The following is an 18,268-nucleotide window of genomic DNA, read 5'->3' on the forward strand; positions in this document are numbered from 1 at the left end:
CACATTTGGTTTTGTGCCAGGCGAAAGGTCTGGCCCCCCAACCTTTCTAGCCCAGTTGCTCACATAGAAATGCGCTGCTGGCGACCCTGGAAGTCGGGTGGAACGCCAACACACGCGTTGCCACCAGCAGATAGGCAACTTCTTCCGACGACATGAACGCCATGCCGCCCATGAGTTCGAAGGCACGCGTGCCAATACGATTGACCGCTTCCTGCACCGCGAAGCGTGTGGCCTGTGCACGCGCCAGGTCGGTGCGCAAGAAGCGGTTTTCGTCTATCGAAGTGGCCAACCCCTGCAACGCCATCGTCGCCCCTTGCAGATCGATCAGCAACAGCGCCCGGTCTTCCGGCGTCCCCTTACCGGCCGTCAAGGCGCGCGATGCCAACGCGGACGCCATGCCCAGGTAGGACGCCGCCGCCAGCAACTGGAACCAGATCGCAAACAAATGGTTACCCGTGCCCTGTTGATCCTCATCGAGCTGCTCATCCACGGTTTTGCTGAAATGCATCATGGACTCGGGAACCACCAGGTTATTGAACCGCACCTCGTGACTGTCGGCCGCCTGCAAATGGGGAACAGACCAGAATGTTTTCCGCTCGATACAGGGATCCCCCGCCAACCCCGCGCCAATGCCAAGGTGCATCTGGCCTTGCGGATCAACGTAATTGACGCCAAACGTGATCACATCGAAGTGATGGGTCATGGTGCACGGTTTCTTGCTGCCATTGAGCACATAGCCGTCGGCGGTTTTCTCCACGGCCATGGTTGACGCCAAAATATCCGAATGCGCACGTCCTTCGGCGAACCCGGACGCAACCAACAAGTCGTTGCGTGCAACGATGCTCAACAGTCCTTCAAGATCAGGAAAGAAATAACTGCCCGCCATCATGCCGGCGACGGTGTGGTGATGCATGGTCATCATCACCGCCAATGAAGGGCAGTGTGCGCCGACCCACGTATGCAACTGCGCCAACTTGCGCGCACTGACACCTCCTCCACCCAGTGTCTCAGCGATGGCAAGCCCAGGCCGGCCCACTGTTCGAAACAGATCGGCCAACCGTTGCGACTGTCCCCGTTCAAGCTCCAAAAGCGATGCGGATTCAAGGAAGGCTGCCATTTGCGGTATCAGCTCAAAAGCCGTATTGCGTTCTTCTGTCAAAAACATGTGCTTAAAACCCTTCAATGATTCGTGCAATATCCCAACCACACTCAACGGAGCGCCCACTTATTCACTTCAAATAATGACGCGCATAACGCTGATCCAAATTCGATAACGGTAACAACATAAAGAAATCAGCCGAATGAAAATCAGCGTCCCACGCCGGTTCGCCGCACACCCAGGCACCACTGCGCAAATAACCTTTTAATAAAGGTGGCATGGGCGCAGGTTGTGCGCTTTTCACTTCATGAAGCACAAAGGGTATATGAGGGATGACACGATATTCAGAGGGCGCAAATTGTTCAGGCTTAAACGCACGATAGATCGCCGATGCGTGATGACCGCCATCCGTCAAACTGACGCTGGCACACCCCATCAAGTAATCACACCCTTCACGTTGCATATAGGCTGCCAGGCCCGACCACAGCATCATGATCACGCTGCCGCTGCGGTAGTCAGGGTGCACACAGGCATGCCCCGCTTCGATAATACGGGCACGCAAATGATCCAGACGGCTCAGGTCGAATTCATTCTCCGAGTAGTAGTGCCCCAAGTGCCGGGCCGCCGTCGGACTCATTACACGATAAGTACCGACCACGCAGGCCGTTGTGGTATCGCGCACAATCAGATGGTCGCAATAGTCATCAAACTCGTCGACATTCAAACCTTGCGCGTTCTTAAGTGCCGTCGCCTGGAAAGTTTCATTGAACACTTTATAACGAAGGGCTTGTACTTCTCGCAGTTGCTCTGACGTACTGGCGAGGCCGACGATCAATTTACCGCCATGTGGCGGCAAGCCTGAACCCGCGTCCCTGGTCTCTGTAAGCATTTGCATATAGTTTCCCTTCTTACAACGACAAGTAATAAACAAAACATTACCTGCCCTGCTTGAGGGGAGACTGTAAGGAAACTCTGAAACCTAGGGTGAATTCGGCAAGACTATAATCAAAGCGAAAGTCAACATTTTGACCGCCAGTCGGTTCCGACAGTGTTTAGGGTGTTACTTAAAAATGGCTGCACACCCTTCGGCGGTCGCCAAATCCATCGACCGCGTTTCGCCGCCCGGTTAAACTTCGAGCGCACAATGCCCGCACCCAGGTAGCGGGCGTTTTTTATGCCTGAGCTAAAAATGTGCGATCGATGCCAAGCGATGGACCGTATTCGTGCCGCCCATTTTCGCCACCCTCCAGGAATCGGTCGAATACCGCATGACCGAATGGGGCCAGAGCCTGTGCCCGGTGCTGGACAGGCTGCTCAAATGGCAGGCCGCCAAACCCGCGAGCTAGACCGTAGGCATGGTCCCGCCGTCGATCACGGACTTGGTGCCGCTGTTTGTAGCGACCACGCAGCCCGCGGCGGTCGAACTCATACCAGAATCTCCAATGCAGCGATCCTGCCGCCTTCCAGGCCGAAGACATACCGCAAGTCCAGCGGGCTTCCAGGAAAGTCGCCGACCAGATGGCTGGTGACCACGGTTTTATCGCCCTGTACTTCACAGGCGAAGGGTTCGCTGGTGTAGGTGTACTTGTCGGAGGTGCCGTCCTTCCAGGCCTGGATCGCTGGCAACCCGATATAGGTATGGCCCTCATCCTTCACCACCGCGTCGGCGGTGAAACATTCGCTGAAATCGCCTGTTTTGGCGGCGTCTGCGGCGAAGTAAAGGGCGATGGCTGGGGCAAGCGCGAGGGTCATGGTGGGTATTCCTGAAGATTGGATAGGACTCCAGCATAGAAAACTGGCGCGACTCGCCACAAGAACGCACGAAAAGGTAATGGGCTTACTGCAAAGTAAGTATGAGGCCGGCCCAGGCATCAACGCCTGCTCACACGCTGGATCGGGTGAGTTGATCGTTCCCACGCTCCGCGTGGGAACGCCGCCTGGGGCGCTCCGCGTCCCGCTATGCGTACGGGTGACGCAGAGCGTCACGGAATGCATTCCCACGCGGAGCTTGGGAACGATCGCCCCGAACCAGTCGGGGCGTTTTTCATTCAGCGTGCAGTAACCAACGCTCAGTCAGCCAACCGCCAGGTCGTCCCGCCCTTCCCGTCTTCCAACACCACACCCAGCGCAGTCAGTTGGTCACGGATACGGTCGGACTCCGCCCAGTCTTTACCGGCCCGCGCAGCCAAACGCGCCTGGATCAGCGCATCGACTTCAGCCGCATCCACCCGCCCTTCGGCGCCGGCTTGCAGGAAGTCATCGGCTTCCATCTGCAACACACCCAGCACACTAGCCAGCTCTTTCAGACGCGCTGCCAGACCCGCCGCTGCGTCGAGATCAGTCTCACGCAAACGGTTGATCTCACGCACCATTTCAAACAGCACCGCGCAGGCTTCCGGCGTGCCGAAGTCGTCGTTCATGACTTCGGTAAACCGTGCCACAAACGCTTCGCCGCCGGCGGGGGCCACGGCAGGCAAGCCTTTCAACGCATGGTAGAACCGCTCCAGGGCGCCCTTGGCGTCCTTGAGGTTGTCTTCCGAGTAGTTGATGGCGCTGCGATAGTGGCTGGACACCAACAAATAACGCACAACCTCCGGGTGGTACTTTTCCAGCACGTCGCGGATGGTGAAGAAGTTGTTCAAGGACTTGGACATCTTCTCGCCATTGATGCGGATCATGCCGCAGTGCATCCAGGCATTGGCGTAAGTCTTGCCGGTGGCCGCTTCGCTCTGGGCGATTTCGTTTTCGTGGTGCGGGAACTCCAGGTCGCTGCCGCCGCCATGAATGTCGAAGGTCTCGCCCAGGCAGCAAGTGGACATCACCGAGCATTCGATGTGCCAGCCCGGACGCCCGGCGCCCCACGGCGACTCCCAGCTCGGCTCGCCAGGCTTGGTGGCTTTCCACAGCACGAAGTCGAGCGGGTCCTGCTTGGCCTCGTCGACTTCGATGCGCGCGCCGATGCGCAGGTCTTCGATTTTCTTGCGCGACAGCTTGCCGTAGCCCATGAACTTGGCCACGCGGTAGTACACGTCGCCGTTGCCCGGGGCGTAGGCGTAACCCTTGTCGATCAGGGTCTGGATCATCGCGTGCATGCCAGGGATGTGGTCCGTGGCGCGCGGTTCCATGTCCGGCTTGAGGATATTGAGGCGCGCCTCGTCCTCATGCATGGCGGCGATCATGCGCTCGGTCAGCGCGTCGAACGCCTCGCCGTTTTCATTGGCGCGGTTGATGATCTTGTCGTCGATGTCGGTGATGTTGCGCACATAGGTCAAGTCGTAGCCGCTGAAACGCAACCAGCGGGTCACCAGGTCGAAGGCAACCATGCTGCGACCATGGCCGATATGGCAGTAGTCGTACACGGTCATGCCGCACACGTACATGCGCACCTTGTTGCCATCCAGCGGCTTGAAGACTTCTTTGGTCTTGCTGAGTGTGTTGTAGATCGTTAGCACAACGGCTTCCTTAGAGAATCACTGGCCCCACGAATCACGCAAGGTCACGGTACGGTTGAATACCGGATGACCAGGTTTGGAGTCCTTGATATCCGCGCAGAAGTAACCTTCGCGCTCGAACTGGAACCGATCTTCCGGCTGTGCGTCGCCAAGCGATGGCTCGGCACGACAACCCGTGAGAACTTGCAGCGAATCTGGGTTGATGTTGTCGAGGAAGCTTGCGCTGTCTTCGGCTTTCTCAGGGTTCGGCGAGCGGAACAGCCGATCGTACAGGCGCACTTCGCACTCGATGCTGGCAGCGGCCGGGACCCAGTGGACCACGCCCTTGACCTTGCGGCCTTCGGGGTTCTTGCCCAGGGTGTCCGGGTCGTACGAGCAGCGCAGTTCGACGATGTTGCCATCGGCGTCCTTGATGGCCTCATCGGCACGGATCACGTAGCTGCCACGCAGGCGCACTTCGCCATTGGGTTCCAGGCGTTTGTAGCCCTTTGGCGGCTCTTCCATGAAGTCATCGCGGTCGATGTAGATTTCACGCGCGAATGGCAACTTGCGCACGCCCAGCTCTTCTTTCTGCGGATGACGCGGCAGCTCGAGGTTTTCGACCTGGTCTTGCGGGTAGTTGGTGATCACGACCTTCAACGGACGCAATACGCACATGGCACGCGGAGCGTTCGCGTCGAGGTCCTGGCGGATGCTGAACTCGAGCATACCGAAGTCGACCACGCCGTCGGAACGGTTGGTGCCGACCATCTCGCAGAAATTGCGGATCGACGCCGGGGTGTAGCCGCGACGGCGAAAGCCCGACAGGGTCGACATGCGCGGGTCGTCCCAGCCCAGTACGTGCTTTTCATCCACCAGCTGCTTGAGCTTGCGCTTGCTGGTGATGGTGTAGTTCAGGTTCAAGCGGCTGAACTCGTACTGGCGCGGCTGTGCCGGCACCGGCAGGTTGCTCAGGAACCACTCGTACAGCGGACGGTGGCTTTCGAACTCCAGGGTGCAGATGGAGTGAGTGATGCCTTCGATGGCGTCTGACTGACCGTGGGTGAAGTCATAGTTGGGGTAGATGCACCATTTGTCACCGGTCTGGTGGTGGTGGGCATGGCGGATGCGGTACATGATCGGGTCGCGCAGGTTCATGTTCGGCGAGGCCATGTCGATCTTGGCGCGCAGCACGCGGGCGCCGTCCGGGAACTCACCCGCACGCATGCGGGCAAACCAGTCGAGGTTCTCTTCTACCGAACGGTCGCGGAACGGGCTGTTCTTGCCCGGCTCGGTCAGGGTGCCGCGGTATTCCTTGGCCTGTTCCGGGCTCAGGTCGTCGACGTAGGCCTTGCCGGCCTTGATCAGCTCGACGGCCCAGTCGTGCAACTGGTCGAAATATTGCGAGGCATAGCGCACTTCACCAGACCATTGGAAACCCAGCCACTTCACGTCGCTTTCGATGGCGTCGATGTATTCCTGGTCTTCCTTGGCCGGGTTGGTGTCGTCGAAACGCAGGTGCGTGACGCCGCCGAATTCCTGGGCCAGGCCGAAGTTCACACAGATCGACTTGGCGTGACCGATGTGCAGGTAGCCGTTGGGCTCTGGCGGGAAACGGGTGACGATCTGCGTGTGCTTGCCCGAATCCAGGTCCGCCTGGATGATCGGGCGCAGGAAATTGACCGGGACGGCAGGTCCGGCCTTGGAATTCGAGGTAGGGTCGACAGTGGGCTTGCTCATAGGATCCTTGAACAGACAGGTTCGTGGCCGGGTGAGGCCAGATAAAACAAAGGGCTTATCATAGCCGAACCTGTCAACCGCCTGACAGAGCGCGGTCAAAAACTGCTGGTTTAATTGCCTTGGCGGTAAAAAACCACCTCGAAATTCCTGCAGGGCACGCTAAACTGCGCGACTTGGCCGCCGTTTAGCCAGGCAGGTAAAGCGTTTATTCGCCCAACCCCACGAATTCCCTGAAAAGAGTAGTGAACATGACTCAAGTCAAACTGACCACCAACCACGGTGACATCGTCATCGAGCTGAACGCCGAGAAAGCGCCGATCACCGTCGCCAACTTCATCGAGTACGTCAAAGCCGGCCACTACGAAAACACCGTTTTCCACCGTGTCATCGGCAACTTCATGATCCAGGGCGGCGGTTTCGAGCCCGGCATGAAAGAGAAGAAAGACAAGCGCCCAAGCATCCAGAACGAAGCGGACAACGGCCTTTCCAACGACAAGTACACCGTCGCCATGGCCCGTACCATGGAGCCGCATTCGGCCTCCGCGCAGTTCTTCATCAACGTGGCCGACAACGCCTTCCTCAACCACAGCGGCAAGAACGTACAGGGTTGGGGTTACGCAGTGTTCGGTAAAGTCACCGCAGGCACCGACGTTGTCGACAAGATCAAAGGCGTGTCCACCACCTCCAAGGCCGGCCACCAGGACGTTCCAGCCGAAGACGTGATCGTCGAGAAAGCCGAGATCATCGAAGCGTGATATTGCTGATTTCAGATTTGCATCTGGAAGAGGAGCGCCCGGACATCACCCGGGCGTTTCTGGATCTGCTCCACGGCCGCGCCCGTGGCGCCCAGGCGTTGTACATTCTGGGCGACTTCTTCGAAGCCTGGATTGGCGACGATGGGATGACACCGTTCCAGCGCTCGATCTGCGCCGCACTGCGCGAACTGAGCGACAGCGGCACCCCGATTTTCATCATGCACGGAAACCGCGATTTCCTGATCGGCAAGGCGTTCTGCAAAGCGGCAGGCGCAACGCTGCTCAAGGACCCGAGTGTCGTGCAGCTCGCCGGCGAACCCGTGCTGCTGATGCACGGCGATAGCCTCTGCACCCGCGACCTCGGCTATATGAAGCTGCGGCGCATTCTGCGCAACCCGATGGTGCTGTTCATCCTGCGCCACCTGCCCCTGCGCACCCGCCACCGGCTGGCACGCAAGCTGCGCAGTGAAAGCAGCGCCCAGGTACGGATGAAGGCCAACGACATTGTCGACGTCACGCCGGAAGAAGTGCCACGGGTCATGCAACACTTTGGCGTGCGCACCCTAGTTCACGGCCACACCCACCGCCCTGCCATCCATAAACTGCAGATTGGTGAGCAGGCGGCCAAGCGCATTGTGCTGGGGGATTGGGACAAGCAAGGTTGGGCGTTGCAGGTGGATGAGCAAGGCTTTCAACTGGCGGCGTTTGACTTCGTCAATCCGCAGTTGGCATTGCCTGGCGCCTAAACTTCAAACACCACCTATTGAATGTAAACAGAGATCAAAATGTGGGAGGGGGCTTGCTCCCGATAGCAGTGGGTCAGTCAGCCAATCTGTAACTGCACCCACCGCTATCGGGAGCAAGCCCCCTCCCACATTGGATTGCATTCCAACCTCTGCGGGTCAGTGCCCGGACGCCTCCGGCCCGGCCTTGGCGCCAAATGGCGGTTTGGCCAGCCACACCAACAGCATCAACCCCACGAAGACCCACCCCATCAACGTGAAGTAATCCACGGTAGACATCATGTAGGCCTGGCTGGTGAGAATCTGGTCCAGTTGCGCATAGGCCTTGTGCCCTGCCCCACCCAGCGCCTGCACGGCATCGCGCGTGGTCGAGTCATAGACGGTCATGTTCTCGCTCATGTAGGCATGGTGCTGGTCGGCGCGGCGAATCCAGATCCAGGTGGTGAGCGACGCCGCGAAGCTGCCGCCCAGGGTCCGCAGGAAGGTCGCCAGACCGGCGCCGTCGGCAATCTGCTGCGGCGGCAGGTCGGACATCAGGATGCTCAAGGTCGGCATGAAGAACAGCGCCACGCCGATACCCATGAACAACTGCACCAGGGCGATGTGCTGGAAATCCACCTCGTTGGTGAAGCTCGCACGCATGAAACAGCTCAAGCCCATCGCCAGGAATGACAGCCCCGCCAGCAGGCGCAGGTCGAACTTGTGCGCGTACTTGCCCACAAACGGCGACATCAGCACCGGCAGAATACCGATCGGCGCCACCGCCAAGCCGGCCCAGGTGGCGGTGTAGCCCATCTGGGTCTGCAGCCATTGCGGCAGGATCAGGTTGATGCCGAAGAAACCCGCATAGCCGCCGACCAACACAATGGTGCCGATACGGAAGTTGCGGTAGGCAAACAAGCGCAGGTTGACCACCGGGTGCTTGTCGGTCATTTCCCAGATGATGAACACCGCCAGGGCGATCACCGAAATGGCCGCACCGATGATGATGAAGTTGGACTCGAACCAATCCAGGTCATTGCCCTTGTCGAGGATGATCTGCAAGGCGCCGACCCCGACGATCAGGCTGAGCAGCCCGACGTAATCCATCGGTTGGTGGCTGGTCTGCACCGGGCGTTTCTTGAGCTGCGCACGCACCACCATCACCGCAAAGATGCCGATGGGCACGTTGATGAAGAAGATCCATGGCCAACTGTAGCTGTCGGTGATCCAGCCGCCGAGGATCGGCCCGGCAATCGGCGCCACCACCGTGACCATCGCCAATAGTGCCAGAGCCATGCCGCGCTTGGCCGGCGGGTACACCGCGATCAGCAAGGTTTGCGTCATCGGGTACAACGGCCCGGCAACCAGGCCCTGCAGCACGCGAAAGCCGATCAACTCGGGCATGGAAGTGGAAATACCGCACAGGAACGACGCCAGCACGAACAGCAGGGTCGCCCACAGAAACAGCTTCACCTCGCCGAAGCGCCGGCTCAACCAACCGGTGAGCGGCAAGGCAATGGCGTTGCTCACCGCAAACGAGGTAATGACCCAGGTGCCCTGCTCCGAACTCACGCCCAGGTTGCCGGAAATGGTCGGCAACGCCACGTTGGCGATAGTGGTGTCGAGCACCTGCATGAAGGTCGCCAGCGACAGCCCGATGGTGGCCATCACCAGGCTGGGCGGCGTGAACGAGGCGTTATTGCTCATCAGCGTTGCGCAGCCTTGGGAGCGGCGACGCTGTTGTCATGGATCAACTGGTTGATCATGGCATCGGCTTCGGCCAATTGGCGGTCATACACGTTGGTGGTGAACGAGGCCTTCTGCGGCGCCTGTTGCGCCAGCACCGGGCCGCTCTGGTCATGCAGGTCCACGTTGACCACAGTACTCAAGCCGACCCGCAACGGGTGCTTGGCCAGCTCTTCGGCGTTGATATGGATGCGCACCGGCACCCGCTGCACGATCTTGATCCAGTTGCCGGTGGCGTTCTGCGCGGGCAGCAAGGCAAACGCGCTGCCAGTGCCGGCGCCCAGGCTGTCGACGGTGCCGCTGTACTTCACATCGCTGCCGTAAATGTCCGATTCGATATCCACCGGCTGGCCGATGCGCATATCACGCAGCTGGGTTTCCTTGAAGTTGGCATCGATCCACAGCTGGTCCAGCGGAATCACCGCCATCAGCGCGGTACCCGGTTGCACGCGCTGGCCCAGTTGCACGGTGCGCTTGGCCACATAGCCTGTGACCGGGGCGATCAAGGTGCTGCGCGCGTTGGCCAGGTAAGCCTGGCGCAGTTGCGCGGCGGCCGCCTGCACATCCGGGTGCGACGAAATCACCGTGTCATCCACCAAGGCATTGCTGGTTTTGAGTTGCTGCTCAAGGTTGGTCAAAGCGTTTTTGGCGGCGGTCAGGCTGTCACGGGCGTGGGACAATTCTTCCTGGGAGATCGCCCCGCCCTGGGCCAGGGTCTTACGCCGGTTGTAGTTGTCTTGGGCGGTCTGCACGTCCGCTTTCTGCGCGTTGACCTGGGCTTTCATCCCATCGACGTTGCTGTACAAACCGCGAACCTGGCGCACGGTGCGGGCCAGGTTGGCCTGGGCACTTTGCAGACCAACGGCGGCGTCGTTGGGGTCGAAGTTCACCAGCACCTGGCCTTCGTGGACCAGGTCGCCATCGTCGGCGCCAATGCTGACCACGGTGCCGGTGACCAGCGGGGTGATTTCCACCACGTTGCCATTCACGTAGGCGTCATCGGTGCTTTCGTTAAAGCGCCCGTAGAACTCGTACCAAGCCCAGACGCCGACGACACCGAGGATGACTATCAGCGCCAAGCCGATCAGCATGACTTTGCGTTTGCGCGGGTTGTTGTCTTTGGTTTGTTCGGGTGCGGTGTTGCTGTCGGCAGTGGCCATGACAAATACCTCAAATTATTCCGTGCGGTTGGCTGGGGTGGTCGCGGCCACGTTGCTGGCGTTGAACCCGCCACCCAGGGCCTGCATCAATTGAATCGACAGATCGATCTGCGCAGCATTCAAGGACGCCAACTGACGCTGGGCCTGCAGCAATTGCTGCTCGATGCTGAGCACATCCAGATAGTTACCGATGCCGGAGCTGTAGCGTTGCACCCCGGTGTCGTAAGACTGCTGGGCGATATCGGCGGCGTGTTGCTGCGCCTGGATCTGCCGTCCGGTGTCGCGCAGTTGCGACAAGGTGCTGCCGATGTCGCCCAAGGCTTGCACCAGGGTTTTGTTGTACTGGGCCACGGCCAGGTCGTAATCGGCGTCGCGGGCGTCGAGGTCGGCGCGCAGGCGGCCACCGTCGAAGATCGGCAGCGATATCGTCGGCGCGATATTGAAGAAGCGGCTGGCCGAACCGAACATGGCGTCGCCCAGCAACGATTCGGCGCCAGCGCTCGCGCTCAGGTTGAGGTTGGGATAGAAACGGGTCTTGCTGGCGGCGATGTCCTTGCTCGCAGCTTCCACCCGCCAGCGCGCGGCGACCAGGTCCGGGCGCCGGCCGAGCAGCTCGGCGGGCAACACCGACGGCACGGCGACCGCCGTGGGTTTCAGTACATTCGGGCGCGCCAGTTCGTTGCCACGGTCCGGGCCTTTACCGAGCAGCACAGCCAGGGCGATCTTGGCGCTTTGCAGTTGTTTTTCCGCATCGATCAACTGCGACTGGGAGCTGGCTTCCAGGCTTTCGGTTTGCTGGTATTGGTATTCGCTGTCGATGCCGGAACTCAGGCGGCGCTTGCTCAGGTCGAGCATCTGGCGGGTGCGCTTAAGGTCGTCGGCAGCCAGGTCACGCACGATATGCGCCTGGCCCAGATCGCTGTAGGCCTTGGCCACATTGGCGGCCAGGGTCAGGCGCGCGGCCTGCTGGTCGACTTCGGCGGCGCGGGCCTGGCCCAAGGCGGCCTCCCAGGCGGCGCGCTGGCCGCCCCACAGGTCGAAGTTGTAATTGAAGCTGGCGCCGATGTTGCGCACCGTCGAATAGGCATCGCCCTCCCCGCGCGGGTCCTGGTCCTTGGCCAGCCGCGAACGGCTGACACCGGCGCTGGCATCCACGGTGGGCATGCGCGCGGCGTTGGCGGCATAGGCCGCAGCTTCGGCCTGGTGCGCACGGGCACTGGCGACCTGCATGTCGGGGCTGTGTTGCAGGGCTTCCTGGATCAGGCCGTCGAGCTGTGGGTCGCCGAGGCTTTTCCACCAGTCGGCGGCCGGCCAGGCGGCGCTGGACAGGCTCACACCGCTCAGGGATTTGCCGGTGTGCAAGCTATTGGCGTCGAGGCGTTCGCCTTGGGTGTCAAGGCCGCTGTAGTTGGCACAACCGGCCAACGTCATCGCCATCAGCACCAGGCTGAATGCGCGTGTGTTCATCATTGTCCTACCCGCTGAAGGGTGATGGGATCACCCGCAGCTATCAGAATTTTCTTGAGGATCCGCTCCAAGGTTTCCAGCTCGCCCGCCTCAAGCACACCGGCCAGTTGGTTAAGGGCCTGGGCACCGATCTGCGGCAGCATGTCTGCCAGACGCTGGCCGTCGGCGGTGAGCACCAACTGCACCTGGCGGCGGTCCAGGTCGGAACGCTTGCGACTGAGCAGCTTTTTCTGCTCCAGCCGGTCGAGCATGCGCGTCATCGAGCCGCTGTCCAGGGACAGGTTGCGACACAGCTCGGCCGGCGTGTCGACACCGAACTGGGCCATGATGATCAACACCTTGAACTGCGCGGCGGTAACGCCGTGGGGTTCCATATGGGTGTCGATGATGCGGTCCTTGAGGATCGCAGCACGGCCCAGCAACAAGCCGAGGTGGCAGTTGTGGAAGTTTTCAGGGGTGAAATGCGGCATCGGAAGTCACCTTATTACTGCCTAGGCAGTGAATGTGTGACGAGATATTACTGCTTAGGCAGCGAATGTCAAATGGAATAGTTAGGTTGCTTGGTAATCACATGAAAACTTGAGTGAAACACATACCAATGTGGGAGGGGGCTTGCTCCCGATAGCGGTGGGTCAGGTACAGATTAGCTGACTGACACACTGCTATCGGGGGCAAGCCCCCTCCCACATTTTTGACCGTGCGATGCTTAGAAATCGCGCTTGTAGAAGATGTCCAGCGAACTGGCCACGCCGGTGGCCACTTCCAGGTACACCTTCTTGCTCAGCAGGTAGCGCAACGCGATGGTGTTGGCCGGTTCGAACACCCCAACCCCGTAACGCAGGCTGAGTTTTTCGTTGATCTTGCCGCTGGCCACCACCGCCGTGCTGTTGCCGCTGCCTTGGGTATCCAGGTCGAAATCCTGGATACCCAACTTGGTGGCGATGTCTGAGGTCACCCCGGCGCTGCCCATCAGGCCCAGGCCCAGGGCGGCTTCGGCGAGCATGTTGTTGTCTTCACCGTTGTTGGTGCGCGAACGCCCCAGCACCAGGTAGGACAACGCGTCCTCCTGGGCCATGGCGGGCTCGGAGAAGATCTGCGTGGTCGGCTGCTCGGCACTGCCGCTCAACCGAATGCCGGCGGTGACCGTGCGGGAAGACTCGGTGGTCACGCGTACCGCCTCGATATCCAGGAACGGCTGATCCAACGGCCCGGCGAACAACAGGCGCGCACGGCGCACATTCAGGCGCTGGCCGTAGGCCCGGTAACGACCATCGTTGAGCCACAGTTCGCCACGGGTGTCCATGTTGTCACCGATATGCACATGGCCTTGCACTTTGGCGGTGAGGCCAAAGCCGGCGAAGTTGAGTTGGTCTTCGCCCACCTCCACGTCGATATCCATGGCCATCGCCATCGGCGGTTTGCCCTCTTCGGTCTGGCTGCCGACGATCACCGTATCATCGGACACCTTGACCGTCGACGGCGGCAGCTCGCGCACGGTGATATCGCCGCGCGGGATGTGCACCTTGCCGGCAATCGCCAGCTTGTCGTCCTTGAGGCTGATCTTCAGGTCGGGCGCCACTTCCAATACGGCATAGGGCTCGACCGTCACCGGCAGTTGCGAACCCTTGAGGCTCAGGTCCACCACCAGCGCGCGGCCCCAGTCGATCTGGCCCTTGAGGCTGCCCTGCCCGGCCTTGCCACTGTGCCAGGCGCCATTGAGCTGCACGCTTTCGCCGGCAATCAGCGCCTGCACGTTCAGGCCTTCCAGGCTCACCGGCAGTTCAGGCCCGGAGATTTCGCCATCGACCAGATTGACGCTGCCGTTGACCTGGGGTGCGAGCAGGCCGCCGGAAATCCGCCCATTGCCATTGAGCTTGCCGCTGAGTTTTTCCACCATCGGCACAAACGGCCGTGCCACCGCCAGGTCCAGCCCGGTCAGGCTGAAATTGCCGGTGATCGGCTTGTTGGCCGGCAACGGGTTGATCTGCGCCTGCAACAGCAACTCGCCGAGCTTGCCGCCACGGAAGTTCAACTGGGTGTCGATACGCTTGGGGTTGAGGGTGGTTTCCAGCTTGAGGGTGTCGTACGAGAAATCCAACCACTGATTCTTGTCCTTGACGCGCAGGGTGCCGCCACCGGCGTCCACCGACACCACGCCTTTGGGGCCGCTGGCCGGCAGATCGAGCTGCACGTCGGCATTGAGCCTGCCCTGCCAGGCGAAGTCTTTGGGCAAAAAGCCCGCGAGGCTGTCGAGGGGGAATTGCTTGAGGTGGTACCGCAGCTTCGGCTCGGGCATCAGGCGCTGGTCTTCGCCGCACAGGCTGGCGCCACCGGACACCCAGCAATGGGCGGCAAAGGTCAGCTTGCCATCGGCCATGCGCTCGATTTTCGCCGGGGCTTGCAGCCTCCAGTCCTGGCCACCCGCTTGCACGTCGCCGCTGGCCAAGCGCCCGCGCCAGTTGCCTTTATCGAGGTTGCCGTCCAGGGCCAGGGCCAGCTTGAGCAAAGGACCGGCCAGGTCCAGCTGGACCTTCTGGCTCTTGATATCACCCTGGGCGCTGGCGGTGAGGGTGCCGAGCTGGGTCTCGCCGCTGTGGATGCCGCTGCCCTTGAGGTCGATCCTGGCGTGCTGGGCGCTGTCCAGTGTCGCGTCGAGGCTGAGGTTTTGCAGGCGGTTGTCGGCCAATGCCAGTTGCTGGCCCTTGAGGTTGAGCTTGCCTTGCGGCGCCTTCAGGGTACCGGCCACATCGACGCGGCCGTTGATCTGCCCACGCAGTTGCGGCCAGAGCTGGGCCAGGCGGGCCAGCTTGATGTCGATCTGCCCGGCCAGGCGCTGCTGCAGGCTGCCACTGCCGCTGATACGGTTGTCGCCCAGACGGATGTCCAGGTTGGCGAGGGTCCATTGTTCGCCCGCGCCTTCGGCCTTGGCGGCCAGCACGGCGGTTTGCCCGCGCAGACGGCCCTTGAGGTCAAGGTCGGCGTTGAGCTTGAGTTGCTCGTTCTTGAATTCGCCTTTGCTGCGCAGCGGCCCGGCCAGGGTGCCGGGCAATTCGGCGACCCAATAGGCCGGGTTCAACGCGGTCAAATCCAACGCGGTGTCCCAGGCGATGCCGTCCGCGAACTGTACGCTCAAACGGCCTTCGGCCTTGCCCTGGCCCGCTGTCAACTTGAGCTCGGGCAGGAAGATTTGCTTGAGGTCGCCACTGAACGGTGTAACCACGTTGAACTTGCCCGCCGGGCCGTCGAGATCGGCCTTGAGGTTGCCCAGGTAGTTGCCGTCTTTATAGGAAACTTCGCCGTTGAAGGTGCGCAAGGTCACCTGCGGTTCGTCGATCAGCGGATACAGGCGATGCCAGGGGAAGTCCAGCCAGGCGACCTTGGCGTCGGCGCTGAAGCCTTGTTGCCAGTCCAGGTTGGCGCTGAGCTTGAGGCTTTGCTGGTCGCCGGCCGTCAGGTCCAGGCCGGCGATCTGTGCGCCCTTGGCGTCGACCTTGCCTTGCAGCAGCAGGTCCACCGGGCCTTTTTCCGCCGGTAGCAGCGCTTTGCCCAGCAATTGGTAACCGTGTTTCAGGTCGCCCTTGGCGCTCAGGTCCAATTGATTGAGTTGCAAGGTGTCGGGCAGGTCGGCGCTGGGTTTGAAGGCGTCTGCGGTGATGCGCAATTGCGCCGGCAGATTGTCCACCAGCGGCTGCAACTCGCCGCTGAGCTTGGCCGGCAGATAACCGCTGCTGTCGGCGTCGAGCTTGAGGGTCTTGAGCAAGTCGCCATCGACCTTGAGGGCCACCGTCCAAGGTGCGCCGCCCGGGGCGTAAGGCAGGCTGAGATTACCGCTGGCCGTCAAAGGCCAGTCGCCGACGGGTTGCAGCAGGCCGGCGAGGTCCAGCACCAGGCCGTCGCGTTGCAGGTGCACGGCGTCGATCTGCATACCCGCGGAGGTCCAGTGCGCCGCCAGTTGCAGGCCCTTGAGTTCTTCGCTGCCGTTGAACAACAGGCTACCGACGCGAACGTCGCCCAGCTGGATGGCCAGCGGCAGCTTCAGGTCGGGCAACGCGATGGGCCCGCTGCTGCTCGCTTCGGCACTGGGGGGAAATTGCAGGCTGACCCGCTCCACATCCAGGCGATCGATACACAGGGTCATACGCAACAGGCACCCCGGCGACCACTCGAACTTGGGCGCATAAAGCTCGACGCGGCTGCTGTCTTGCTGCCATAGCAGGTGATCGGCGCTCCACTGTCCGCCCAGGCGCCCCTGGAAGTTTTCCAGGCTCAAACCCGGCACCTGGCCCAGTGCCCAGCGACTGCCCGCCTGGGTTCCGAGTACCGACCACAGCGCCAACACCGCCACCGCGAGGATGGCCATCAGGACCAGCCCCGCTATTTTCAAACCACGCATCACAGCTCAGGCCCCATGGAAAAGTGCAATCGAATACCGCCCGGGTCTTCCAGGGCATGGGCCAAGTCGAGGCGGATCGGGCCAACCGGCGAGACCCAGCGCACGCCCACACCGACACCGGTTTTCAGGCTGGGCATTTCCAGGGTATTGAACGAGTTGCCCTGGTCGATAAACGTCGCGATCCGCCATTTGTCGGCGATGGAATATTGGTACTCGGCACTCAGCGCCACCATATAGCGGCCGCCGATGCGGTCACCGCGATCGTTTTCCGGTGACAGGGTCTGGTATTCATAGCCGCGCACGCTCTGGTCGCCACCGGCAAAGAAGCGCAGCGACGGCGGCACCGACTGGTAGCCGTTGGTGGCGCTGCCGCCCACTTGTGCGCGGCCCAGGAACCGGTGGTTATCCCACAAGGTGGTCAAGCCCTTGATCGTGGCCGTGCCGTACAGCAGATTGGTGTCGGAACCGAGCCCTTCCTTGGCGACCTTGCTGTCGAACATCAGGCGATAACCGTTGTGCGGATCGATACGGTTGTCGCTGCGCAGGTAGGAGTAACTGATCCCCGGCATCACCAGGTTGCTCAGGCCCGAGTCATTGCCCAGGCGGTATTCTTCACGCTGGTATTTGAGCGAGATAACCCGTGTCCAGCCGCTGGGCAATTTACTGTGCCATTCGGGCCCGACGGTGAGCAGCTTGCTCAGGGTGTCGGTGTTGGCCAGCTCTTCATTCTGGTAACCGCCGGCGAAGCGCAGTTTGTCGGTGAGCGGTGGGTCGAGCGGGACGTCATACCACAGGCCGACGTTCTGGCGTGGCGCCGAAAGCTCGGCCTCCCAGCCATAACTGTGGCCCTGGGGATTGACCCAGTGGCGCGTCCAGTTGGCCTTGCCGCGCGGGCCCACATCCGTCGAAAAACCCAGGCCCAGGCCCATCGTGCGTGGCTTGCGCGTGTCCAGTTGCACGGCCACCGGAATCACGTCATTGGTCGAGGCCGTGGGGCTGGCGTCCACGCGCACGCTGTCGAAGAAGCCACTGCCTTGCAGGTTCTGGTTGAGTTCGGCGATCAGTTCGGAGTCGTAAGGGGTGCCACTTTCAAAGGGCACCATGCGTTGCAGAAGTTCTTCATCGAATGGAGTGTCGCCGCTAAAGCTGACCTTGCCCATGCTGTAGCGTGGGCCGCTGTCGTAAACCAGCTCGATATCGGCGACGCCCGCCTGGGGATCGACGGAGAGTGTCTGACGCGTGAAGCGCCCGCTGAAAAAACCGTAGCGCGATGCCTGGTTCTGGATCAGACGCTTGGCATCGTCGTAATGGCCGTGGTTGAGCACCGCCCCGGGCTTGAGATCGTCACTGGCAGGCACGCGAAACGCCTTGAGGTTCGCCGCCGGGCCGTCGACCCGCAGGGTGACGTTGCGCAAATGCACGGGCTCGCCGGGGTCGATGGTGAGGATCAGGCGCGGGTTCTTGCCGCCCTGCACATCGCTGGCGATCTGTGGCTGATAGAAGCCCAGGGCCTGGGCCGCTTTGCGCGCCTGCTCCTCGGCGCCACGGCTGAACCGCAGCAGCGCTTCTTCATCACGATCGCCCACCCCGCCGATGTAGCCTTCGATGTTGGCTTTCAGTGCGTCGTTAGAGGGCTTGATCCGCACGTCCAATTCGCTTTGCGCCCATGCGCCGCAGCTTGTGAACAGCAGGATCAAGCCGCTGGTAAATCTTCCTGGAAACTTCATAGGCGCGGATGCTACACGAGCGAGA

General features: G+C 61.2%; 14 protein-coding genes. 3 read left to right on the plus strand and 11 right to left on the minus strand.

Annotated elements, in window-relative coordinates; translation table 11 throughout:
• Window positions 1-46: 46 nt before the first annotated feature.
• Together C4J89_RS16190 and C4J89_RS16195 are read right to left on the minus strand one after the other, a co-directional pair.
• Window positions 47-1,165, minus strand: coding sequence for an acyl-CoA dehydrogenase family protein (locus C4J89_RS16190; RefSeq protein WP_124415004.1), 1,119 nt, complete (start codon window positions 1,163-1,165; stop codon window positions 47-49).
• 64 nt (window positions 1,166-1,229) lie between these two features.
• The gene (locus C4J89_RS16195) at window positions 1,230-1,994 is read right to left on the minus strand and encodes a GNAT family N-acetyltransferase (RefSeq protein WP_124415005.1); all 765 of its coding nucleotides are present in this window, start codon (window positions 1,992-1,994) and stop codon (window positions 1,230-1,232) included.
• 328 nt (window positions 1,995-2,322) lie between these two features.
• On the opposite strand from C4J89_RS16195, the gene C4J89_RS16200 reads away from it, so the two are divergent.
• Window positions 2,323-2,445, plus strand: coding sequence for a winged helix-turn-helix transcriptional regulator (locus C4J89_RS16200; RefSeq protein ID WP_256681745.1), 123 nt, complete (start codon window positions 2,323-2,325; stop codon window positions 2,443-2,445).
• 79 nt (window positions 2,446-2,524) lie between these two features.
• On the opposite strand, the gene C4J89_RS16205 is transcribed toward C4J89_RS16200, so the two are convergent.
• From C4J89_RS16205 to C4J89_RS16215, 3 genes are all read right to left on the minus strand, one after another.
• Window positions 2,525-2,851: a nuclear transport factor 2 family protein gene (locus tag C4J89_RS16205; protein WP_124363336.1), complete on the minus strand. Its 327-nt coding sequence runs from the start codon at window positions 2,849-2,851 to the stop codon at window positions 2,525-2,527.
• A 317-nt stretch (window positions 2,852-3,168) separates the two neighbouring features.
• Complete coding sequence (gene cysS, locus C4J89_RS16210) at window positions 3,169-4,551, minus strand: cysteine--tRNA ligase (RefSeq protein WP_124415006.1); 1,383 nt, start codon at window positions 4,549-4,551, stop codon at window positions 3,169-3,171.
• Between the two features lie 18 nt (window positions 4,552-4,569).
• The gene (locus C4J89_RS16215; protein ID WP_124415007.1) at window positions 4,570-6,270 is read right to left on the minus strand and encodes a glutamine--tRNA ligase/YqeY domain fusion protein; all 1,701 of its coding nucleotides are present in this window, start codon (window positions 6,268-6,270) and stop codon (window positions 4,570-4,572) included.
• Window positions 6,271-6,518: 248 nt separating this feature from the next.
• Here C4J89_RS16215 and C4J89_RS16220 point away from each other — a divergent pair, with 248 nt between their 5' ends.
• Together C4J89_RS16220 and lpxH are read left to right on the plus strand one after the other, a co-directional pair.
• The gene (locus C4J89_RS16220; RefSeq protein ID WP_065877469.1) at window positions 6,519-7,025 is read left to right on the plus strand and encodes a peptidylprolyl isomerase; all 507 of its coding nucleotides are present in this window, start codon (window positions 6,519-6,521) and stop codon (window positions 7,023-7,025) included.
• Complete coding sequence (gene lpxH / locus C4J89_RS16225) at window positions 7,022-7,771, plus strand: UDP-2,3-diacylglucosamine diphosphatase (protein WP_124363339.1); 750 nt, start codon at window positions 7,022-7,024, stop codon at window positions 7,769-7,771. Before C4J89_RS16220 ends, lpxH begins: the two co-directional genes overlap by 4 nt.
• A gap of 156 nt (window positions 7,772-7,927) precedes the next feature.
• Here the strand turns inward: lpxH and C4J89_RS16230 are convergent, their stop codons facing one another.
• From C4J89_RS16230 to C4J89_RS16255, 6 genes are all read right to left on the minus strand, one after another.
• A complete protein-coding gene (locus C4J89_RS16230) occupies window positions 7,928-9,457 on the minus strand; it encodes a DHA2 family efflux MFS transporter permease subunit (RefSeq protein ID WP_124363340.1) in 1,530 nt (509 codons plus the stop codon).
• Window positions 9,457-10,656 carry an efflux RND transporter periplasmic adaptor subunit gene (locus tag C4J89_RS16235; RefSeq protein ID WP_124363341.1) on the minus strand — a complete coding sequence of 400 codons (1,200 nt, stop codon included), beginning with the start codon at window positions 10,654-10,656 and terminating at the stop codon, window positions 9,457-9,459. Before C4J89_RS16235 ends, C4J89_RS16230 begins: the two co-directional genes overlap by 1 nt.
• 15 nt (window positions 10,657-10,671) lie before the next feature.
• Window positions 10,672-12,123 carry an efflux transporter outer membrane subunit gene (locus C4J89_RS16240; RefSeq protein ID WP_124415008.1) on the minus strand — a complete coding sequence of 484 codons (1,452 nt, stop codon included), beginning with the start codon at window positions 12,121-12,123 and terminating at the stop codon, window positions 10,672-10,674.
• Window positions 12,123-12,593 carry a MarR family winged helix-turn-helix transcriptional regulator gene (locus C4J89_RS16245; RefSeq protein ID WP_124415009.1) on the minus strand — a complete coding sequence of 157 codons (471 nt, stop codon included), beginning with the start codon at window positions 12,591-12,593 and terminating at the stop codon, window positions 12,123-12,125. Before C4J89_RS16245 ends, C4J89_RS16240 begins: the two co-directional genes overlap by 1 nt.
• 236 nt (window positions 12,594-12,829) lie before the next feature.
• Window positions 12,830-16,516, minus strand: coding sequence for a translocation/assembly module TamB domain-containing protein (locus C4J89_RS16250; RefSeq protein WP_124415010.1), 3,687 nt, complete (start codon window positions 16,514-16,516; stop codon window positions 12,830-12,832).
• The gene (locus C4J89_RS16255) at window positions 16,516-18,243 is read right to left on the minus strand and encodes an autotransporter assembly complex family protein (protein ID WP_124415011.1); all 1,728 of its coding nucleotides are present in this window, start codon (window positions 18,241-18,243) and stop codon (window positions 16,516-16,518) included. The genes C4J89_RS16250 and C4J89_RS16255 overlap by 1 nt, the downstream gene beginning before the upstream one ends.
• Window positions 18,244-18,268 lie beyond the last annotated feature (25 nt).

Source organism: Pseudomonas sp. R4-35-07 (genome assembly GCF_003852235.1).
Lineage (GTDB): Bacteria > Pseudomonadota > Gammaproteobacteria > Pseudomonadales > Pseudomonadaceae > Aquipseudomonas.